18 protein-coding genes and 2 pseudogenes are annotated in these 21392 nt (G+C 68.7%); 6 read left to right on the plus strand and 14 right to left on the minus strand.

Translation table 11 applies throughout. The features are described from left to right. The first annotated feature begins 26 nt into the window (after positions 1-26). Positions 27-1034, plus strand: coding sequence for a LacI family DNA-binding transcriptional regulator (locus ACRSBM_RS27325; protein WP_434447402.1), 1008 nt, complete (start codon positions 27-29; stop codon positions 1032-1034). A 159-nt stretch (positions 1035-1193) separates the two neighbouring features. On the opposite strand, the gene ACRSBM_RS27330 is transcribed toward ACRSBM_RS27325, so the two are convergent. Both ACRSBM_RS27330 and ACRSBM_RS27335 read right to left on the minus strand, forming a co-directional pair. Then, on the minus strand, positions 1194-2012 hold the full coding sequence (locus tag ACRSBM_RS27330; protein ID WP_434447404.1) for an enoyl-CoA hydratase/isomerase family protein: 819 nt from the start codon (positions 2010-2012) through the stop codon (positions 1194-1196). Further along, positions 1999-3177, minus strand: a complete 1179-nt coding sequence (locus ACRSBM_RS27335; protein ID WP_434447406.1) for a CaiB/BaiF CoA transferase family protein — start codon at positions 3175-3177, stop codon at positions 1999-2001. The genes ACRSBM_RS27330 and ACRSBM_RS27335 overlap by 14 nt, the downstream gene beginning before the upstream one ends. Positions 3178-3583: 406 nt before the next feature. Here ACRSBM_RS27335 and ACRSBM_RS27340 point away from each other — a divergent pair. Both ACRSBM_RS27340 and ACRSBM_RS27345 read left to right on the plus strand, forming a co-directional pair. After that, positions 3584-4060, plus strand: a pseudogene (locus ACRSBM_RS27340) (MFS transporter); the annotation flags it as partial. Between the two features lie 76 nt (positions 4061-4136). Further along, positions 4137-4868: an MFS transporter gene (locus ACRSBM_RS27345; protein WP_434453231.1), complete on the plus strand. Its 732-nt coding sequence runs from the start codon at positions 4137-4139 to the stop codon at positions 4866-4868. Between the two features lie 279 nt (positions 4869-5147). On the opposite strand, the gene ACRSBM_RS27350 is transcribed toward ACRSBM_RS27345, so the two are convergent. Beyond that, positions 5148-5747 (minus strand): TetR/AcrR family transcriptional regulator, encoded by a 600-nt coding sequence (locus tag ACRSBM_RS27350; protein ID WP_434447408.1) that lies wholly within the window; start codon positions 5745-5747, stop codon positions 5148-5150. A 94-nt stretch (positions 5748-5841) separates the two neighbouring features. On the opposite strand from ACRSBM_RS27350, the gene ACRSBM_RS27355 reads away from it, so the two are divergent. Continuing rightward, the gene (locus tag ACRSBM_RS27355; RefSeq protein ID WP_434447410.1) at positions 5842-7350 is read left to right on the plus strand and encodes a carboxylesterase/lipase family protein; all 1509 of its coding nucleotides are present in this window, start codon (positions 5842-5844) and stop codon (positions 7348-7350) included. 768 nt (positions 7351-8118) lie between these two features. On the opposite strand, the gene ACRSBM_RS27360 is transcribed toward ACRSBM_RS27355, so the two are convergent. Then, positions 8119-8586 (minus strand): hypothetical protein, encoded by a 468-nt coding sequence (locus ACRSBM_RS27360; RefSeq protein ID WP_434447412.1) that lies wholly within the window; start codon positions 8584-8586, stop codon positions 8119-8121. Positions 8587-8914: 328 nt separating this feature from the next. On the opposite strand from ACRSBM_RS27360, the gene ACRSBM_RS27365 reads away from it, so the two are divergent. Next, positions 8915-9724 (plus strand): helix-turn-helix domain-containing protein, encoded by an 810-nt coding sequence (locus ACRSBM_RS27365; RefSeq protein WP_434447414.1) that lies wholly within the window; start codon positions 8915-8917, stop codon positions 9722-9724. Positions 9725-9961: 237 nt separating this feature from the next. Then, complete coding sequence (locus tag ACRSBM_RS27370; protein WP_434447416.1) at positions 9962-10138, plus strand: hypothetical protein; 177 nt, start codon at positions 9962-9964, stop codon at positions 10136-10138. A gap of 354 nt (positions 10139-10492) precedes the next feature. Here the strand turns inward: ACRSBM_RS27370 and ACRSBM_RS27375 are convergent, their stop codons facing one another. From ACRSBM_RS27375 to ACRSBM_RS27420, 10 genes and pseudogenes are all read right to left on the minus strand, one after another. After that, positions 10493-10654, minus strand: coding sequence for a hypothetical protein (locus tag ACRSBM_RS27375; protein WP_434447418.1), 162 nt, complete (start codon positions 10652-10654; stop codon positions 10493-10495). Between the two features lie 663 nt (positions 10655-11317). Next, complete coding sequence (locus ACRSBM_RS27380; protein WP_434453530.1) at positions 11318-11464, minus strand: hypothetical protein; 147 nt, start codon at positions 11462-11464, stop codon at positions 11318-11320. A 61-nt stretch (positions 11465-11525) separates the two neighbouring features. Then, positions 11526-11903, minus strand: a pseudogene (locus ACRSBM_RS27385) (alpha/beta fold hydrolase); the annotation flags it as partial. A gap of 517 nt (positions 11904-12420) precedes the next feature. Beyond that, complete coding sequence (locus ACRSBM_RS27390; protein WP_434447420.1) at positions 12421-14202, minus strand: tetratricopeptide repeat protein; 1782 nt, start codon at positions 14200-14202, stop codon at positions 12421-12423. 257 nt (positions 14203-14459) lie between these two features. Next, entirely contained in the window at positions 14460-15314 is an 855-nt protein-coding gene (locus ACRSBM_RS27395) for a hypothetical protein (protein WP_434447422.1), read from the minus strand. An 8-nt stretch (positions 15315-15322) separates the two neighbouring features. After that, the gene (locus tag ACRSBM_RS27400) at positions 15323-15880 is read right to left on the minus strand and encodes a hypothetical protein (RefSeq protein ID WP_434447423.1); all 558 of its coding nucleotides are present in this window, start codon (positions 15878-15880) and stop codon (positions 15323-15325) included. 867 nt (positions 15881-16747) lie between these two features. Then, on the minus strand, positions 16748-17836 hold the full coding sequence (locus tag ACRSBM_RS27405) for a GRAS family protein (protein ID WP_434447425.1): 1089 nt from the start codon (positions 17834-17836) through the stop codon (positions 16748-16750). A gap of 196 nt (positions 17837-18032) precedes the next feature. Next, positions 18033-19211, minus strand: a complete 1179-nt coding sequence (locus ACRSBM_RS27410) for a 2-oxo acid dehydrogenase subunit E2 (RefSeq protein WP_434447427.1) — start codon at positions 19209-19211, stop codon at positions 18033-18035. Then, positions 19208-20221 (minus strand): alpha-ketoacid dehydrogenase subunit beta, encoded by a 1014-nt coding sequence (locus ACRSBM_RS27415; protein ID WP_434447429.1) that lies wholly within the window; start codon positions 20219-20221, stop codon positions 19208-19210. Before ACRSBM_RS27415 ends, ACRSBM_RS27410 begins: the two co-directional genes overlap by 4 nt. After that, positions 20218-21189, minus strand: coding sequence for a thiamine pyrophosphate-dependent dehydrogenase E1 component subunit alpha (locus ACRSBM_RS27420; RefSeq protein WP_434447430.1), 972 nt, complete (start codon positions 21187-21189; stop codon positions 20218-20220). The genes ACRSBM_RS27415 and ACRSBM_RS27420 overlap by 4 nt, the downstream gene beginning before the upstream one ends. Positions 21190-21392: the final 203 nt, after the last annotated feature.

The raw sequence follows: 21392 nt of genomic DNA on the forward strand, positions 1-21392 counted from the left end.
CGATTGCGCCGGGTAGACTCACCGACATGCCCACGCTCCAGGACGTCGCCGACGCGGCCGGGGTTTCCCGCTCCGTGGCGTCGCGGGTGCTCACGGGCGACTCGCGAGCCCGGGTAAGCGAGGCCACCCGCACACGGGTCCGTGAAGCCGCCGAAGCACTGCGGTACGTACCAAGCCACCGGGCCAGAGCCCTGCGCTTCCGGCGCTCCGGCGCCGTCGGCCTGATCGTCCCGGACGTCACCAACGCCGTCTTCGCGGACATGCTCGGGGGTGTGCAGGACCAGGCCCGGGAGGCCGGCATGTCGGTACTGCTCGGTCAGGTCGACCCGCCGCCGTCCGGGCACGGGCGCCTGCGCGAGCTGGTTGCCGAGGGCCGGGTTGACGGCGTGCTGCTGCAACGTCGCGAGGACCTCGACGACGCCGCCCTCGCCCAGGTGCTCGGCGACGACGTCCCCGTCGTGCTGATCAACTCCCGGCTGCCGGGCCGGTCCGGCTCGGTGGTCCTCGACGACGTCGCCGGCGCCCGGCTGGCGACCCGTCACCTGGTCGAGCTCGGTCATGAGCGGATCGGTCACCTCGCCGGCGTACCGCACCACGACACCGCGGTCCGCCGGCACCAGGGCTACCTCGAGACGATGGCCGAAGCCGGGCTGACGGTCGCGCCGGAGTGGGTGGTGCGGGCGGGCTGGGAGGCGGCCGCCGGTGCGGAAGCCGTCCACCGGATCCTGGCCGCGCCGCGGCGGCCGACCGCCCTCGTCGTGTCCAGCGTGAACGCGGCGGTCGGCGCGGTGTCCGCGCTGGGCCGGGCCGGTGTCCGGGTACCGGAGGACATGTCCGTCGTGACCGTGCTGGACACCTGGGTCGCGCAGGCCTGGAACCCGGCACTGACCACGGTGCGGCTGCCGCTGCGCGAACTTGGTCGCGCGGCGTGCGGTGTGCTGATCGAGCACCTCGGCGGCACACCGCTGCGCGATCTCGTGGTGGCCGACCCGGCGCCGCGGCTGGTGCTGCGGGAGTCGACCCGCGCACTCTGACCCGCGCACTCTGACCCGCGCCCTCTGACCCGCGCCCTCTGACCCCGCACTCCGACCCCGGCCTGGGGACGGCCGGTGATCGTGCGCGGCCGTTCCCGCGAACTCGTTGTGGTACCGGCGGGATCGGTCGTGCCGATCCCGCCGGCTTCCGCACCGCGATCAGCGTCCGGTGAACCTCGGCGTGCGCTTCTCGACGAAGGCCGTGATGCCCTCGCGGCCGTCGGCGGATGCGAACAGCTCCCCCAGCGCCTCGCGTTCGCGGCGGAAGCCAGGGCCGTCGGATCCTTCGGGTCCACCGTGGACGGCCGCGACGACCGCGTCCCGGATCGCGGCCACGGCCAGCGGCGCCCGCCCGGCGAGCAGGTCCGCGACCTCCAGCGCCCGCGGGACCAGCTCGTCCCCCTCGCACAGGTGGGTCACGATGCCTGCCGCCTCGGCGGCCACGGCGCCCAGGCGCTCGCCGGACATCGTGAGCCAGCGGGCACGGGTGGGGCCGACGTGCCAGGTCAGCCGCTGGGTGCCGCCCCAGCCCGGCAGCAGCCCCAGGGTGACCTCGGGCAGGCCGAACGCGGCGCCACGCTCGGCGACGACCACGTCGCACGCCAGCACGAGCTCGAACCCCCCGCCGAGGGCCAGGCCGCGCACCGCCGCCACCACGGGTACGCGGCACCGCGCGATCCGGTCGCACAGAGCGTTGCAGCGCTCGGTGAAGGCAGCGAACTCGCCGTGGTCCGCCCGCGCGTAGAAGGCGATGTCCGCGCCTGCGGCGAATGCCTTGCCGGCACCGGTGAGCACCACCGCCCGCACGTTCCGGTCGGCCTCGATCTCGTCGAGCGCGCCGGTCAGCGCGTCGACGGTGGCGTGGTCGATCGCGTTGTACCTCGCCGGCCGGTTCAGGGTGAGGACCGCGACGGCGCCGCGGCGCTCGACGAGCACCGGCCCGGCGGTCCCGTCGACGCCGACCTCAGGACTGGGCACCGAACGCACCCCCCGCGACCAAGGCGTCGACATCGGCCGGGCTGTAGCCGAGCTCCCCGAGCACCTCGCGGGTGTGCTCCCCCAGTGCCGGTGGCACCCGGCGCAACCCTGGGCGCTCCCCGCCGTAGCGGATCGGGTGAGCAGGCACCCGGACGTCGCCGGCCTCCGGGTGCGGGATGGTCAGGATCGTCTCGTTGTGCCGGACCTGCGGATCGGTGGCCACGTCGTCGAAGTCGTGGACCGGCGCGTGCCAGACCCGGAACTCGGTGAACCGCTCGATCCAGTACGCCGTCGGGTGCTCGGCGAGCAGTGCGGCGACCCGCTCGTTCACCTCCTCGCGGCGCGCGTACTCGTCGGCGGGGGCGACGCCGCTGAACCACGGCTCGTCGAGCACCTTCGCCAGCACGTCGGTGCCCGTGAGAGAGATCGTCAGGTACCCGTCAGCAGTGGCGAAGACGCCATACGGCGCCTTGTAGAACCGCGACGAGACGCCGGAAGGGCTTCGCTCGCCGCGAAACCCGTTGAGGTGGTAGGAAAGGGGCTCGACCTGCAGGTCCAAGGCCGCGCTGAGCAGATTGCTCTCCACCCGGGTGCCTTCGCCGGTCCTCGCCCGCCCGTGCAACGCGGCCAGGATCCCGAGCGCCCCGAGCGCCGCACCGTGCGCGTCGACCACGGAGGCGCCGACCGGGGTGGGCGGCCCGCCCGCGGCCCCGGTCGCCGCGGCGAGGCCGGACAGCGACTGGACCAGGACGTCCTGCCCCGGCCGGTCCTTGTAGGGGCCGTCGGACCCATAGCCGGAGAGCGAGCAGTAGACCAGCCGCGGGTTGGTGGTCCGCAGCTCCTCGTAGCCGAGCCCGAGCCGGTCCATCACGCCCGGCCGGAAGCTTTCGATCAGGACGTCGGCGCCGTCCAGAAGCCGGCGCAGCACCCGGCGGCCCTCGTCGGACTTGAGGTCGACGACCATGCTGCGCGCGTTGCGGTTCGCGAGCAGGAAGAACACCGAGACGCCGCCGACGAACGCGTCGGGGCCAGACCAGCCACGCTCGAAGGCGCCTTGCGGCGGCTCGATCTTGATCACGTCCGCACCCAGGTCACCGAGGATCTGGGTGGCGGAGGGGCCCTGCAGGAAGTGCGTGAAACTCACGACTCTGGTTCCGGAAAGCATGTGTCGTCCCTGTCCGTAAGTGTGATGTCCCACCGGCGGCGGAGGGCGCCTGCGAGCGCCGGGTCCGGTCCGTTCCTGGTCTCGGGAACGAGTGAGTGCTCTGGCGACGCTACGTCCGCGGCGGTTCGCCGGTCAAGATGCGCAATCGATTGTTCTACGGGTGAGCAATCGGTTGCGCACCACGGCTCCGGCATGCTTCGATCCTCCGCGAACGAGCGTCCCCGCAGCCGATGCACGCGACGGCAGGCGCAGCGAAACCCCCATGCTTGCCGCCGTGCCCCAGCGGGCGAAGTGCTCGACGGATCGTCCCGGTAGGACATCGACAAAGGAGTCGTCCACGATGCAGAGCACCGAATCCGCGGCCGCACCCCCGTTGACCGGGCCCCGCAAGGTCGTGGCCGCGTCCATGGCCGGCACTGTCGCCGAGTGGTACGAGTTCCTGCTGTACTCCGCGTCGTCGGCCCTGGTCTTCGGCACCGTCTTCTTCCCGGACAACGGGAATCCGCTCGACGGTGTCATCAACGCCCTGCTGGTCTACGCGGTCGGCTTCGTCGCCCGCCCGCTCGGCGGGATCGTCTTCGGGCACTTCGGCGACCGGGTCGGCCGGAAGAAGCTCCTGCAGCTCAGCCTGCTGCTGGTCGGCGCCGCCACCTTCCTGATCGGCTGCGTGCCCACCTACTCGAGCATCGGCTTCTGGGCGCCGACGATCCTGGTGGTGTTGCGCTTCGTGCAAGGCTTCGCGGTCGGCGGCGAATGGGGCGGCGCGGTCCTGCTCGTCGGCGAGCACAGCCCGGACGCCCGGCGCGCCTACTGGTCGAGCTGGCCCCAAGCCGGCCTGCCGCTCGGCAACCTGCTCGCCACGATCGTCCTGCTGTCCTTGTCGTTCTTCCTCACCGAGAGCGCGTTCGCCTCATGGGGGGTGGCGAACGGCGTTCTGGGCATCGGCGATCGTCGTACTGATCGGCTACTACGTCCGGACCCAGGTGGAGGAAGCGCCGATCTTCCTCGACTCGCTGAAGCGGGCAAAGGAGCGCGAGTCAGAGCGCTCGTCCGTCATCGAGGTCCTGAAGCGCTACCCGCGCGGCGTGCTCATCTCGATGGGGGCGCGGGTAGCCGAGAACATCCTCTACCAGGTCGTGGTGACCTTCTCGATCACCTACCTGGCGCTGCGCGTGGGCAGCAGCACCACCGACATCCTGCTGCTCCTGGTGGTCGCCCACGTCGTGCACATGGCGATCGTGCCGTGGTTCGGGCACCTCGCCGACCGGTTCGGCCGCCGCCCGGTCTACCTCACCGGCTCGGTCCTGATGATCGGCTGGGGCTTCGCGGGATTCCCGTTGATGGACACCGGAAACCCGGGACTGATCGTGCTGGCGCTCGTCCTCGGCGTCGTCGTGCACGGCCTGATGTACGCGCCCCAGCTGGCGATGATGGCCGAACTGTTCCCGACGCGGATGCGCTACGCCGGCGTCTCCCTCGCCTACCAGACGACGTCGATCTTCGCCGGGTCCCTCGCCCCGTTCATCACCGCCAGCCTGCTCAAGGCCTACGGTTCCGCGGTCCCGATCGCGGTCTACCTGGCCGGCGCCGCGGTGATCTCGACGGTCGCGGTGCTGGCCGCCAAGGAGACCCGGGGCATCTCCCTGTCCGCGCTGGACGACCTGGACGAGGAGTCACGCGGCCGCAGCTGAACAGCACCCCGAACTGCGTGCTTCCGGCAGCCAGGTCCGGGAGGACCTCGGCGCCGGCTGAACCGCTGACCACGACAGGGACAGCACGACTCAAGTGCGCTCGCAGTCGTTTCGAAGCAATCGAAGATCCACTCCTTCACACCTGCGGCAGGTCACAGCGAGTCCGTCGGGGTGCCCTGGCAGGTGGACACCTACCGAGGTCGTTGCGTCGAGATGGGCCGAGCGACCTGTGTTCTGCAAGTGACGGCGCGGTGCTGATCAGCGCGCCGTCCGGGCAGGTCACGTACTCCTGAACAGCCGGTCCAGATGCACGTCGATCGCGGCGAGCGCGTCCTGGGGCTTGATCACGTCGAGTTCGATCAGGGAGGTGAAGCCGGTGAGGGCGAGGAGCAGGTTGGTCTCGGTCGCCGGGTCGCGGCCGGGGTCGATGTGCCCGTCGGTGATCGCCTGGCGGACCAACTGCTCGACGAGGGCCCGCCCTTGGACGAGGCCGCGGCGCGCCTGCTCGTGCACGGCCTTGTCGTGCAGCGCCTCGAGGACGTAGGCCGCGCTCATCCGGCTGGTCGCGCGGGCGTCGGCGTGCAGGGGGAGCATTTCCGCGAGCGTCAGTCGCAGCACGTCACGGGGGTGCGGACGGTCGCCGAGCTTTTCGAGGCCTTGGTGTACGCGCACCGAGGTCTGCTCGGACGCGAAATCCATGGCGAAGGAGAGCATGGCGGTCCGGGAAGCGAAGTAGTGCTGCAGCTGCCCGAGTGACATGCCCGCCTCCTGCGCCACCACGCGCATCGTCAGCTGCGTGACGCCGCGCTGCTCCACCACCCGCCACAGTGCGCGGGCGATCGCTTCGCGGCGTCCGCGGTGATCCACCTGTTTCGGCATCGCCGGCCTCTTCGTACCCCGCGTTGTTCCAATACAGTTGACATAATACAGCTGACCTACAACATTGGAGTCCACTCGGGGGGAAGGAATCTTCATGTCCGGACAACCGAAGGTACGGACCACGGAAGGCGTGGTTCAGGGGCGCTGGCGGCAGGGGCACGCGGTGTTCCGCGGCATCCCCTACGCCCAGCCCCCGGTCGGAGCGCTCCGCTTCGCCGCGCCCGCGCCGCCGCTCCGCTGGGAGGGGACGAGGCAGGCGGTCGAGTTCGGCCCCGTGGTGCCGCTGTCCCTGCCGATCGACGTGCCCCCGCAGGGCACCGACTGGCTGACGCTCAACGTCGGCACTCCGGATCCCGGCGCGGCGGGACTGCCGGTTCTGGTGTGGATCCCCGTGGGCGGCTACCTCTCGGCGGTGTCGAGCGACCCGATGTACGACCCGGCAGCGCTAACCGCAGCGGGAGTTGTCGTGGTGACCATCAACTGCCGTGTAGGCGCGGAAGGATTCGCGTTCCTCGACGACGTGCCGCCCAACCGCGGATTCCTCGACCAGATCGCGGCGCTGGAGTGGGTGCAGCGCAACATCGCCGCCTTCGGAGGCGACCCCGGCCGGGTCACCGTGGGCGGGATATCCGCCGGAGCGGGCTCAGTCGCCGCCTTGCTGACGATAAAGTCCGCGCGCACGCTGTTCCGGCGGGCTATCGCCCATTCGGTGCCGGGGCTGCACAGCACCCCCGCGCTGGCACGGCGGGTCACCGCCACGTTCACGGACCGGCTCGGCGCGGCGGCCCCCACCGCCGAGGCCCTGCGCGACATCGATCCATGGCACCTGGCCGCCGAGCTCACCTCCTTCAACGCCGACCTCCACGCACACCGGGAGAACTGGGGACGCCTCACGGAGACCGGCACCGCGCTGTGCCCCGTCGTCGACGGCGAAGTCGTCCCGGAAACGCCGTGGCCCGCGCTGACCAGCGCACGCGCGAGCGGGACCGAACTGCTCGTCGGCCACACCCAGAACGAGTTCCGGTACTTCAGCGTCATGAGCGGCCGATACGGGACCTTCACCGAGAAGGACGCCCACGCAGCCCTGGAACTGCTCGCTCCGCAGCCTGACGGCGCGCGCGCCTACCGTGCCGCGTTCCCGAAGGCAGGCCCGGAGGAACTGGTGGAGACGGTGTACTCCGACGCCCTGTTCCGCATGCCGTCAAAGAAGCTGGCCGAGGCGAACGCCGCAGCCGGCGGCACCTCGTACCTGTTCGAACTGTGCTGGGTTGCCCCGGCCCTCGGCGGCATCCTGGGCGCCTGCCACAGCCTCGACTTGCCCTTGGCGTTCGGCACGCTGGACAGCCCCGTCGGCACCCAGCTCATCGGCGAGGAACCCACTCCCGAGGCCGTCGCGCTCTCCCGCGAACTCCAGGAGGCATGGGTCCGCTTCGTCACCACCGGTGACGCGGGCTGGCCCGCCCACCGGCCCGGCGAGCACCTCACCCACGTCCTGGACACCGAGTCGAAGACTCTGCCCTATCCCGAACAGACATCCCGCCAGATCTGGGAAGGCCACTCCCCCGCCCCCTTCGATCTCCCTGTAGATGTCGTACTCGCATGAGCGCACCTTGCCGGCGAACGTGATGGACTGGACCTGGCCGGCCTCGTTGTGGCCGAACGCCTGCGCGGCGCCAGTCAGTCCATCTTGGACGGTTGCGAGCCTGCCCTGGCGATGGGTGTACCTGGCGCTGCCCGACACGTCGACCTGCTGAGTCAGGCGTCCCGACTCGTCGTAGACGAACTGGGAGTCGCCGGACGGACCAGTGGCCGAGAGCAGCGCGCCACGGTCGTTGTACGTGCTGGTTGCGGCTCAGCTCTACCGCATCAGGCCACGCGTTCCGCGCCAGCTTGGCCGCCATCGCCACGTAGCCCGAGCAGTCGGTGCGGTAACCGCCGTGGGTCTTGCTCTGACTGTAGGGAATCCGCTTGGCGGTGTGCGGGTTCCAGGACTTGGCGCGCTGGATCATTTCCGTGCGCGATACGGCCGCCGCTGCGGACACATTCTCCGTCGCGGACACGACCGTCGAAACAGGTGCGGCGGACACCGCTGGTGCCGCCAACAGCGCGAATCCGAGCGCCCCCCGTGAGCAGCTTCATCATTCTCCCCTAGTAGTCATCTGATGACCGACTGCGAATCCAGATTTCCATAGTTGGCGAAAATCTGATTTTTATTGACGACTAAACAACACATTCGTGGCGATCACATGCCCACCACTGAATTCACACCTCACCCGAGCACAGCGGAAGGCGAGCACGAGCGGTGGCCGGAGGCGCGGTCGACACCCCCTGTCCTCAGCCGACCGAGGTCTACCGGCCACCTGTGCGCCGGCTAGGTCTGCGAGTAGTACGAGCCGCGATACGTGCCGTCTGCCAGGCGGAAGCAGACCCGGAACCTGCCGAAACTAGACCAGGTACCGGTGTTGACCCCGATCTCGCCTGCCGGGACAGTCGCCGATGACACGACGTTGCTGAACCAGTTCTCAGCCCAGACTTTTGAACCCGGCGCGGCGTTGTGGAGGTTGGCATGCCATGTCCATGCGCCCGCCGGTTCGATGATCCGCCACAACGTGCCGGTCGCCTCACCCGCCCTGACGATGGCCATGCGCTCGTAGCCCGCAGCTCGCAACTGCTGGTCGCTCATCGCTTCGCCCGATGACGAAGTCGGCGACGTGACCGCGAGCGCCGGGGCCGCCGACGCGACCGGACCGGCCGTGGCGGCGTCCGCCGGTGCCACGGCGACCGCGGCGGAAAGGGCGAGCAACGCTCCCAGCGCTGCTGCTGTGACTCTGTAAGACATGATCGCTCCCCTGATCGACGTTGCGAACCGCGGCCGGCGCCTGCCCTGGAACGAGCTGGCCCCGCCCTCTGTCTCGACCGCGCGGCCATCGTTTCGAGGTAGCGGTCGAGACTTGCCGATGAAGCTGGACCGGAGGGCCGAAAGACCTAACGTCACCCAGCATTCGGCTGAACACAGCTTGTAGTCGATCAGTTCCCGTGCGCAAGCGTGTCCCGGTTGCTTCAGCTCATTTGGAACCGCTAGGTTCCTGACCTGCTGGGACATGTCCGTCCCGGGACAGGTGCCGCCGGTCGAAGCATGCCGTCGGCCCGGCGCGAACGAGGTCTCGATGGCTGGTGGCCAGCAGAACGGATCCGACCCGGTGCGCAGCCTGGCCACCGCGCTCAGCACTCTGCAGCGGAATTCCGGACGTCCTCTGCGGTCGCTGGAATCCGAGATCCACGTGAGCGACTCGTCGCTGTCGCGATACCTGCGCGGGCGCTCCGTCCCGCCATGGGACGTCGTGCGCGCCCTGTGCACAGCCCTGGGCGCGGACCCCGCCGAATACCGGGCGCGCTGGGAAGCGGCCGATGCGGTTCAGCCCCGCACAGCACCGGAGCCCGCACCGGAGAAACCGGACACAGCGCCCTCCAGGACGGGCCGCGGGTGGTTGTGGGCGTTGGCCGGCGCCGGCGTTGGCGCGGTGCTGGGCAGCGTGATCACCCTGGCAATCGTCTCGACGGCCACCGCACCGACACAGCCGACCTCCGGCATGAACGGTTCAGCGGACTTGGTCTCCGCAGCGGGGAATCGCGTCTTCGTCAGCAGGGCCACCGGCGCTTGCCTGGACGACAGCCTGGACGGCGGACTCAGAACCTATCGCTGCAACGGTATGAGCTACCAGCGGTGGACACCGCGGGCGGCCGGGGACGGCACCTATCGGCTCAGCAACCACGCCACGGGCGCGTGCCTGGACCTCAGCCCCACAGGGCTGCGGAGCGCCGCATGTGCCGAAACAGATTCACAGAAGTGGAAGATCACGGTCTCGCAGGACGCCGCCGAAGTCCGCAGCGCGGGCAATGATGCGTGCCTGCACGACAGCAGCGCAGGCCTACAGCTAGTTCCATGCGATCAGTCCCGCAACCAGCAGTGGGGATGAGCGAGCAGCGACGAAAGCCAAGCGCCGACGCCTGAGGGCGACCGGCGACACGACGGCCCTCGAACACGCGTACTCCCCGAACACGCGTGCTTTCCGCACATACCACTACGACGTCGAGCACTACGCCGGCGTGCCTGCTGGGCTTGCCGTAATGCTTCGTGCAGGTCTGGGGCTTGCTCGGAGAGAGCACGGTGATGACCTCGTCAGACAGCGGTAGCCAGTGGCGCGGGAGATGCCGTGATCGCGCGCCAGCGCCGTGATGTCGCGGTTCTCGCGGAACCAGCACAGCGCGAACACCGCATGCCAGAAGCAGGTCAGCGCCCTGGTGCGGGCGCCGCGGTCGCGGCGTTCGGCGCGCAGCAGGCGCCCGAGGCACTGGGCCAGTTCGCGGGAACGTCGAGTGTGGCGCTATAGGTGATCACGGCGAGCCTCTGGTGTTTCGGACTTGATCTTCGCAAATCCAGGTCCTACCAGGACTCCCCGCCCTTCTTCTTCCAGGCCCCGCAACCCGTCGCGACGCACGGCCACGCGCTCCTCCACGCGTCAGGCGTTCAGCGAGGGGAATCTCCGTTGGTGAGATCACCTCAGTGAACAGCCGGTCGATCTGGTCGCCATTTTTACCCAGGGCTTTGAGCACGAGGATGGCAACGACAATCGCCATTGCCTCAACCGCGACAGCCGGGTGGCGACCTGCGAACGCAGGCCGCCACCCGGCGGTTGATTCATTCAATCCGTCACGGTCTAGGGCTCGATGACCTGACTTCGTGGTCAGCTGGCGTTGTTGCCGCTGCTGAAGCCGTTGACGTACCTCTGGTTGATGTTGGTTTCGCCGGCGTCGGCAAAGCAGCGCCTGGCCCTGGGTGTTGCCCCCGGCTCCGGGAAGCCGACGACGAAATATCCGCTCTCGAAGAAGCAGCTGACTATGTTCACCTCGTTGATCGCATGAGCCGGAGTTGCGCCGATGGCCAGCGCAGCTGAGACGGCAGCGACAAGGCGACGTTTCGCAGAATTCCTCTTGCGCTGCTCGTGTTTCGCTATCTCAGCTCCTCCGTACCCGACGGAACGGCTGAGGTCGACGCGGATCTGACGCCCCTCAGAGGATCTGGATTTCGCCCAGCTTCACTCCGCCGGGAGTGTTCGGCCAGGTAGGAGGTCCACGGTCCGATCGCGTTGGCCGGCCGCCACTGCCCGTCGCCGTACCACTTGGCGCGGTTGTTCCCCGTCCAGATCTCGGTGACCCAGACGCTCCGGCCGAACTGGTCGTAGATACGCCAGGATCCGGCGTTTGCGAAGCAGTCCGTGTAAGAGGCGCCAGTGGTGTAGTGGTACTCGACTCGCAGGTATTCCCTGTTACCGCAGTTGACTTTGTCGATTGCCAATGCTGATCCCGCGGGAATCGCGGCCGTCATCGCGAAGGTGGCCAATGCGGTCGCTGCCAACTTCTTCAACTTTTGATTCAACTGGTCCTCCGTGCGATTGATGACAACTGGTTGGAAACCGGCGGTAGCTGTGTGCGCCAACAAAAATGGTGGCGACGGTCCGGCGAGAAGACCTGACTGAGCGCACCAGAACCGGCATTGGGTTCTCGCTGGATCAGAAGGGCTTGATGCCGATCTGCTCGGTGAGGCAGGGCTGTCCGCGCCGGATCCCGACGACCGGGATGTCACCGGCGTAACCCACCTCTCCGTCCTGAATGGACAGCCGTTCCGGGTTCTGGCCGGCGTAGCCCGCGACGGCCATCGCGCGGGCTACGCCGCCGGCCCGGTAGCGGACTCCGGGATTCCCGCATGGTGTCGGCGACGATGGTCGACGGGATGGCGTCCATCAGGACCAGCCCCGCGACGCGGTCGCGGTGGGCGGGGGTGTAGCGAGCGGCGATCAACCCACCCATGGAGTGCGCGGCCAGCACGACCGGGCGGCCACCGGAAACGCGGTCCAGCACTCCAGTCAGGGCGTTGCCGCTGCTGTCGAGCGTCTGCGGGTCCGGTGGCTGGTCGCTGGCGCCTTCACCGAGCCGACCGGCGACCTGAGTGCCCGAGCAGGGCACGTTCACCGAGCGGCCCTCGAGGGGTGATCTTCGTGGTACCGGAAATCGGGCTCTGCTCGGCGTTTCCGACACCGGCCGGCACCGGCCCTGCCATGACGCACAACAGCGCGGCGACTGCGGTTGCCTTGACATTGCGGACCATCTTTTCTCTGGTAATGGTTTTCGACGTGAACCGATCCGAATTTCGCGGCCCGAACGCTAGGGAATAGACGGAATTTTGATCGTCACCACTGAATGGACACTTGCACGTAGCTCGCACGGGGAACGAAGCGTGGCGCCCACCACCGCGAGCATCGACAAAAGCCTCTAACTAAGTTAAATCACCGCTGCGACTCAGCATGCCTGAACCTTGTTAAGGTGTCAACCGCCATCGCCGCCGCCATGGTGGTCGACCTGACGTTTCTCCTGCTCCGGCTTGTCGACATCTGGGCGATGCGGCTACTTCGGCCTGGCCGACAGCCTCGACCGCGAGCTCGCCGCACCCTCGCTCGGTCGCGCCGGGTCGCAGGCGCCCCGCCATGTCACAACGTCGCGTCGATGACCTCGCCGGTCGTCACGTTCGGCGGTAGCCGAGGTCACCTTGCCGAAACTGGGGCTGGTACCCGAAAACCCGCCCTGCCGAGCGGAACCGGCGGACTGAAAGGCCCCTTCAGCCCACGCCGAGCGATGGATCCGTCGGACCGGACTGGGCAGCGAGCAGCGCGCGGGCTCGTTCGGCGTGGTGACGGTCACCGGTGGAGGTGGCGAGGTCGAGTGCTTCGCGCAGCTGGCCGGCTGCTGGTGCTCCGGTGGTGATCAGAGCCTGGCCCAGATCCAGCAGGGCGACCGCGGTGGTGTTCACGTCACCGGACCGGCGGGCGATATCCACGGCACGACGGTGCAGGTCCACCGCTTCGTCGTGGCGGCCCTGCCGGGTGCGCAGGTGTGCGATCTCGGTGAGGATCTGGCCCTCGTCGGTCTCGTCCTGCTGGCCTTTGGCCAACGCCAAGGCCTCGCCCAGGTGTCGCGCGGCTTCCTCGTGTGCACCCAGTTCGCAGTGGGCGATGCCGAGGATGCGCAGTGCGTGTGCCTGGGCGCAAGTGTCGCCGGCGGAGCGGGCGAGGTCCAGTGCTCTGGCGCCGGAGACCAGGGCTTCCCCATGCCGGTGCAGGAGGTTCAGCACGCCCGCGAGGTTCGCGACCAGCAGCGACTCGTTGCGGTGGTCGCCGTCGGCCGCGAGCAGGCTGATCGCCTTGCGGTAGTGCTCGACCGCATCGTCGAAGGCGCCCTTGCGGTGCAGAACGGTTCCGAGGTTGCCGAGGATCACGGCTTCGCTGCCGCGGTGCAGCAGCAGCGCGCGGCGGTAGTGGTGCTCGGCTTCGTCGAGGTCGCCCCGGTTCGCGTGTGCGGTGGCCAGGTGGGTGCGCGTCTCGGCTTCGGCGAACGGGTCCGCGACGACGGCCAGCACCGTGCGGCCCATGTCGATCCAGTCCTCGATGTGCCTGCGGCGCAAGTAGAAGCGCGCCAACGTGTGCGGCGCGTACCAGGCGTGCTCGGCGAGTCCATGCGCGGCGGCGTATCTGGTCAGCGCGAGAAGGTTGCGGTGCTCGGCGTCCAGCCACGCCAACGCCTCCGGAGATTCCTCTTGTGCCGTAACGGTTTTCGGCGGCGGCACGCGGCGGCGGTGCGGGTCGACCTCGTTCATGCACGTCGTGGCGATGGCCAGGTGGCGGTCCAGCGCGGTCCGCAGTGCCGCGGTCACCTCGGCCGGCTCGGCGAGCTCGGTCGCGTAGGCGCGGAGGAGGTCGTGCATCGTCACGCGTCCCGGCGCCGGTTCCTCGATGAGGTGAGCCCGGGCCAGCACGTCCACGGCCTTGCGCGCATCGCGCGGCCCGGCGCCCAACAACCCCGCCGCGGTCGGAAGATCGACGTCCGGGCCCGGCCACGCGCCCAGCAACCGGAACAGCCGCGCGGCCGGCACCGGCAACAGGCGGTAGGACCACGAGAACACCGCACGCACCGCGCTGTCCGGATCCGTGTCGTCCAACGGGTCCAGGCCTTCATCGAGTTCCTGGAGCAGTTCGCTGAGGCTGTCCGGCCGCCACAGCAACCGTTCCGCCGCCACCCGCAGCGCCAGCGGCAGGTGCGCGCAGCGCCGGGCGAGCTCGGTCAGCGCCGCGGCATCGGCGGTCTCCGCGCCCAGCACCCTGGTGAACAGCTCCTGCGCCTGGTCGTCGGAGAACCGGGGCACCTCCGTGCGATGCGCGCCGTCGCGCGTGACCAGACCGGGCAGGTGATCCCGGCTAGTCACGACCACGCGGCACTGCGGCGAACCCGGCAGCAGTACGCGTACCTGGGCCGTGTCGCGGGCGTTGTCCAGCACCACGAGAACCCTCTTGCCGGACAGGACGGAGCGGAACAACGCGGCCGCCTCGTCCACGCTCGGCGGCACGGCGTCCACGCCCAGCGCGCGCAGGAAATCAGCGCGGTGCGCCGCGGGTCGCCGATGCGTTGGGCGAGCCCAAGGTTGCGGTCCAGCAGTTCGTTCGCTGCGGCGATGTCGCCCTCTTCGAACCTGGCGAGTCCCGCGCCCTCGATCGCGGTGGCTTCCAGCTGCAGGTCGTCGTGCGACTGCGCGAGCAGGCCTGCCTCACGGAGGATGTCCGCTGCCTCCGTGAACCGGCCTCGGGTTCGTTCTGCATAGCCCTTCTACACCAGGAGGAGGGCCTTCACCGCCGGACGAGCGAGGTGATCCGCCACCTCGACGCCGATTTCATGGGTGGCAACGAAATCATCGGAGTACTTCTGGGATTCGTAGAGCCACCACTGCGCCACGCACAGGTGCAGCACCGACTCCAGCTCGCCGAGATCAGCGGCGAGCTGAACAATCGCCTGCAGCGCAGCACGTTCGGCCAGCATCCAGTCCCGCGCGTTGCGGTGTGCCGGGTGTTCGGCGTCGATGACGAGTTCGGGGAAGAGTTGTCCCACCCATGGGCGGTGCGGCTGGAGCACGCAGTCGGCTGCCAGCGCACCCTTGGCGTACCAGCGCACGAAAGCGCGCTGCCTCATGTCACACGCATCGGTGCCGTCGATCTCACGGGCAGTGTTACGGGCGTGTTCGTGCACCAGGGCGTCGAGGCGAAGGCGCCCGTCGATCTGGTCGACCATCCGCTTGCCGTGCACCAGTTCCCGCACTACCGGACGCACCTGGCGCTCAGGCAGCTTCATCACCGCCGCCAACGCCTGCAGAGACACACCGGTCCCGCCGGGGTGCACCCCCGGCGCTCGATAGCAGCGCTGCGCGAGTTCCGTTAGCCGGCGATAGCCGACATCGAGCACGGCGGCGATCGTGGGTTCGTCGCCGACGGTCATCGTGGTGAGGCCGACGGACTCCAGCTCGTCGAGCAGCTCGCTGATCGGCAGGTCCGGGGCATCGTGCAGCACGCGACCGACCACGCTCAGCGCCACTGCCCGGCCTCCGCACAGCGCTACCACCGCGTCGCGCGCTGCCGGTTCGGCATCAACCCTGTCACCCGCGTAGCCGCGTAGCGGCTGGATCGCCATGTCGTCGTTCAGCGGCTCGACGTCGATGAAGGCCGCTTCGTGATCGGCGAGCGCGCCGAAACCTCCTGTCCGGTCACGATCACCATCGAGCGGCCGCGTCCCGGCAGCAGGTCCTTGATCTGTGCCGCCGTGACCGCGTCATCCAGCAGAATCTGGAAGGAACGTCCCGCAGTGAGCGAACGGAACAGATTCACGCGCCGTGGTCCCTTGGGATCATTACGCCCCCAGCCGAGCTTCTCCAACTCCAGCTTGACGGCCGTCTCACCGCGGGTAACGAGTTGCACGGATTCTGGTTGGCGTCTCACTGGATCAGTGAACACCACGCCGAACGTCGCGCCAGCCTCACTATCAGCGCGGTCCTCGCATTGCCCGCCCGGCCCGGCCGCGCACCGCTCAAGCAGCTCAGCGACCATGACCCACGGCATGACCATCTCCTTGCGCTGTGCCCAGCCAGTGGCACCCAGCCAGCACGCGGTGGGCAGGCGCCCCAGCAGGCGTACACCGGCGCTGGCGCCGGGCGCGCCAAATGAACCACCGGAAACGACCAACCGCGCCGCAGCGGCCATCAGGAAGCAGCGCCGGAGGAACCACCCGGACGGGGTACGGATTCGCGTTCGGCAACGCGACCCCATTTCACCGCCAGGAAACGGATCCTCCCGAAAATCCTCCCAAAACCCGGGTTACCCACCAGTACACCACTGCGGATAGTCAAGGGAAGATCGACACGGGCGCACGAAACAACCCGCTGAACTGGGCTTTCACCCAGAATCAGCGGGCTGATTCAGACCGTCGGGACGGCAGGATTTGAACCTGCGACCCCTTGACCCCAGGGTGGATCAAACCACAGCTTGACCTGCAGGAACGTCGCCGCAGCAGGTCACGGCGGTGCAGTTGGGTGCCCTTGAGGGCAGCTCGATCCCGTTACCCCGCCTTGACTTCTCCCATTTTCCTCCCACTACGGCTCTGTGACGACCACTATGGGCGCCGAACACCAATGCGCAAATCAGGTGGCCAGCATCCTCCCGACAACGGCCGTGATACCGCGACGATGCGGTTGATCAGCAGCGATGCAGCTTTGCGGCGGTTGAAACCCGAAGTTCCTCGCCTGTCGGCATCAACGAGGTCGCCACTGCACTCATGCCCTCACCGGCGGCCACACCCACTGGCGACCTAACTTGCGCCAAAGGGCGCAGAGTTCCTGAACTGCAAGCTGGACCCCTTGCCCTGATTGAGCGCGTACGAATGCGATGGTGCTGACCTGACGATCACGCCTGGCTCAGGTCGACGATCTCCATCCTCGACTTCTGCATCTGCGACATGATCCCTGACTGTCCGAAAGCCTCGAGCGCCACTTGAGGTATGGATGGGCAACTGCGGAGAGCACAGACAGGTGCTCGGCAGGTGCGGTCACCGCGCAGACCTCCGGGATGCTCTCATCCGGCAGGACGCGCGCCGATGACTGAGCAGACTGTGGCGTTGCGATAGCCGAGCCGGACCTGCTCGGGCAGGACGCGAACCGTGAAGTCCGCGGGGAGTGGGGGGACCGAAAGCCCCGGGGCGTCACCGTAAGGCTCGAAGCCACAGCGGCGCAGCCGGTTGATCCAGGTAGCGGCCGCCTCGTGCCGCTCGAAACGCTGGTCGTCGGTGCGCGAGCCGACGATGTTCATGACCTCGCGGGCGAAGAACGTCTTCATGTGGTCCTTCTCCTGCCGGGTGGCAGGCGCGGCCTCGATGGCGCGGAGAATGGTGCCGAAGAACCGCCATGAGTTGAAGAACCGCTGCGGGAAGGACACCTCGTGGTGGTCGGTGTCGAACTCGTTCAGCACCACCCCGCACGGGTCCAGCATGCGCAACCGCTGGAAGAACTCGTCCCGGGCGTCGTGGCCGGGACTCGGGTCCTGCATGTGGTGGAGCGCCAAAGAGGCGTTGACCACCAACGGGACGTCGATGCGGGACAGGCTCATCCAGTCGTCATCATCGAGGTCCTCGGCCACCTTCGCCACCGGGAGGAAGTCCAGATCGAGACCGTGCTCGGCCGCGGCCTTCCGCAGAATGCGCTCGGCTGTGGCCAGGCTCTCCCGGTCGGGGTCGACACCGATGACCGTGCAGTGGCGCAACTCCGGGTTTCCGGCCGCGAGAGCGTGCAGCAGAGCGCTCTCCTGGTGGCCGTGCCCGATGCCGACCGACATCAGGGCGAAGTCGGCCGCGGCGCCCACCTGCCCGGCCAGCAGCTCGTTGACGACCCGGGTCGTGTCCATGAACGGCAGGTAGGTGGTGAGCAGGTAGTACAGATTGATCTGCGGCTGGTCGTAGGTCTGTGTGTACAGGTTGGTCTCCGAGGGGCTGCCGTGCTCCTCGACGCGGTTGACCAGTGCGGCGCGGTAGAGCTCGTACGCCGCGTCCTGCGGCCGCACTTCGGGCCCGATCAGCCTCCCCAACGTCTCGAGCGCGGGACGGGCCTGCGCGGGGCGGCCGGCGTGGACGTGGGCGACGGCGTCGCACAGTAGGGCGAACTTCTCCATCGGGCAGCAGCCTCCTCGGTATGACGAGAACTTCTCGGTGTTGCGGAGCGCCGCCGAAGCCTGACTGACCGGACCAGCCGCACACTCAGTCCTTCGACGGGATCACTGTCATCACCCCGGCACCCGCGCTCGTGTGCCGGGGGGTGGGCTGCGGACGCCGTGCTCCGGCTGCCCGCCGCGCGTGGAGGTCCCGCTGTCAGGTCGCGGGCTCGCACGCCTTCTTCGGCGCGTCCTCGTCGCCTTCCGCACCGGCCGCGAGGGCGGCTGGTGTCTCCAGTGCTCGTTTGAGGTCACCGAGGAAGGCCATCGCGTCGCGGCCGTTGACCACGCGGTGGTCATAGACCAGACCCAGGTACGTGAACCGGCGGGCTTCCGGCCTGCCCCGCTCGTCGAGGACGAGCTGTTCGTCGATGCCGCCCAGGGAGAGCGCGCAGGTCTGGCCGGGGAAGACGATGGGGGTCGCGAAAACCACGCCGTCGGCGGTGTGCGGTGCGATCAGGATGTTGGCCCCGGTGAGTTCGTCGGCTCGGAAGGTGCCGCGGACAGCTTTGTCGCGGAATCCCGTTATCAGGTCGGCGATCCGGGCGACGCTCAGCGTGGCGGCGTTGTGCACGACCGGGGTGTAGAGGCCCTGTCCGGCGTCCACTGCCACCGCGACGTGTGCGCAGGGGGCGGGCTGGATGGTGCCGTCGTCGAGGAGCCGGGTGAACAGGCTTGGATGCGCCGGGAGTTGGTCTGCCACCGACTTGACGAGGAGGCCCAGCAGGGAGACGAAGCTGCCGGTGCGGTGGCGCAGTTGCCGGGCGAGGTCCTGAGCCTGGCCGACGTCGACCTTGGCGTAGGCGGCGGCGGCCGGGATGGTGCGCATCGACTCGACGACCACGGCGCCCACCGCCCGCTGCTGCGCCGAGAGTTGCCGGTCGGTGGGAGCACCGGCCCCCGCGGGGCGTGACAGCAGCGCTTCGAGGTCGGCTGCGCGGACCACGGTGCGGCCCAGTCCGCGCAGTTCGTCGTCGGTCAGGCCGTGCTGGTCCGCGAGGGCGCGCGCCGCCTTGGTGAGCGTCAGGCCGGCATCGGCTGCCGGCTCCGGCCGTGCGGTGGGGTCGACGGCCGGTGCGGAGAGGTAGGCATGGCGTTCGTCCGCCGAGGCGAAGAGGTGGGCGACGGTCTGACCCGGGCGGCAGTCGGCGCCGTCTGCGAGGAGGGTGTGCAGAATGCCGTCGGCGGTGCTGTCGATCTCTTCCTGCGCCTTGGCGGTCTCGACCACCACCAGCGGCTGCCCCTTCTTGATGTGTGCGCCGTGCTCGGCGAGCCATTCGACCAGGACATAGCTGGCGTCGTTGGTGTTGAGGGTGGGCAGCTTGACGCTGATCACTGGGAAGCCTCCGTGAGGGCGCGGCGGAGTGCGGTCGCCTGGAGCAGGACGGTGTGCTCGAGGTGGGCGGCGGTGGGGATGACGCTCGGTTGGGCGCTGAGCAGCAGCACGGGGCGGTCCAGCCGTCGCCACAGGTGCTGGTGCAGCTGCTGGGCGAGCATTTCGCCCCAGGTGCCGTCTGCCGTGCTGTCCTCCGCGACACAGATGCGGCGGGCGCGGGACACCGTCGCGAGCAGCGGTTCGACGGCGAACGGGTAGAGCTGGGAGGGCACCAGGAGTTCGCAGGTGACTTCCTCCTCCAGCAGCAGGGTGCGCATGGCGGCGACGGCCCGCTCGGTCAGGCCACCAGGGGCCAGGATGATCCAGTCCGGGTCGGTGCAGTCCACGGGGAACACGCGCGCGGTCCGGCACGGGTCGTCGAGCAGCTCGTACCGGAAGAGGTCGTCGACGACCCCTCCCTGGTGCATCGGGCGGGTGTAGAGGGTCTTGTCCTCGAACAACATGGACGGCTGCTCGCGGGCGAGCATGGCGGTGAGGACGTCCGCGTTGTCGTGGAACGGCGACATCTCGTGCAGGCTGAGCGCGGGGATGCCGATGAAGTGCTTCTGCAGGCTCTGGCTGTGGGTCGGCCCGTAGCCCCGATTGCCGCCGGTGGGGCAGCGGACCACCATGCTCATCGGCACGGTGCGGCCGTACATCGACACGGACTTGCTGGCGAAGTTCAGGAGTTGATCGAAGGCGAGGGCGGCGAAGTCGGAGAACATCATCTCCACGACCGGGTGGTTGCCGGTCAGGGCGAGCCCGGCGGCGACGCCCACGATGCCGCCCTCGCTGATCGGCGAGGAGATCACCCGGTCCGGGTGGCGGTCCGAGAGGCCCCGGGAGGCCTTGAAAGCCCCGCCGTAAGGGTCGGCGATGTCCTCGCCGATGACGTAGGCGCGGGGATCGTTGTCGAGGAGTGTGTGCAGGGCCCGGTTGAGGTTGCCGATCACCCGCTCCGGCCTGCTCATGAGTGCTCCCAGCGGGACACGGGGCGGGCCTGGACCTCGCGCACGAACTCGGCGATCGCCAGTCGCTGGTTCCGGTCCGCCACGGCGAACTGCTCCGGGTACTGCTGCTGGTACCGGTGGTACCAGTCCTGCGCGGCCGCGTGCCGTATCACCTCGGCGGGGCGGGAGTCGTCTCCCTTGCTGTGCGGGCCTACGCGGTTCGTGCTGAACTCCACCACCAGGGGCTGGGGTTGGATGCGGATGTCGTCGATCAAGCCGGACAACTCCCGGCGCACCCAGGCGACGTCATGAGAGGTGACGTGGTGGTGCCGGATGCCGAAGGCCGCCGCGCGGGCCTGGATGGTACCGGCCATCTGCCGCTCGGTCGGAGTGGACTGAGCGATCTTGTTGTTCTCGACCACGACCAGCAGGGGCAGCCGCCACAACTGGGCCATGTTGAGCGCCTCGTACACCGCGCCTTCGCCCCACGTGCCGTCGCCGATGTGCACCACCGCGAGCCGTCCGGGCTCGGCCCGTCGCAGGTGCAGGGCGACACCCGCGGCCACCGGCAGGCTCTCGCCCTGTACGCCGGTGGACAGGTAGCGGTCGCGGTAGATGTGCTGACTCCCCCCCACCCCGTGGCACACGGCGCCCTCGCGCCCCATGATCTCCGCCAGCAGGCCGTGCGGGTCACGGAAGCGGGCCAGGTAGTGGCCGTGCCCACGGTGGTTGCTGAAGATGTAGTCGCCCTCGTCCAGCAGCGCGTAGAGCGCGACGGGGATGTACTCCTGCCCGAGGCAGGTGTGCGTGGTGCCGTGCAGCAGACCCTGCGAGAACAGTTCCAGCACAGCCAGTTCGAAGTGGCGGATCATCAGCAGGGTGTCGAGGTCCTCGGCCGGTAGCAGCGACAGGGGCTCAGCGCCTGTCCGGGGCGGGGGCGCCGTCGCAGTGGTGTTGCCGCCGATGAGGTGGGGTGCTGCGCTGGCCACATTCGACTCCTCAGGGAACTTCGACCACCCGGCCACACCAGGTGATCCGACTTGGCCACTGACTTTCGTACAAGTCGAAGGCGAGGTCACGTGGAGTGCCCGTTACGATTCAATGAAACCGCGACATTCCGAAAAATGCGGAGCAGTCTCGGTCACGGTCCGTTTCTGGATATGAGAGCGAACCTTTCCCTTCGGAGTCTGAC

It is taken from the genome of Lentzea xerophila (assembly GCF_051094245.1).
Classification (GTDB): domain Bacteria; phylum Actinomycetota; class Actinomycetes; order Mycobacteriales; family Pseudonocardiaceae; genus Lentzea; species Lentzea xerophila.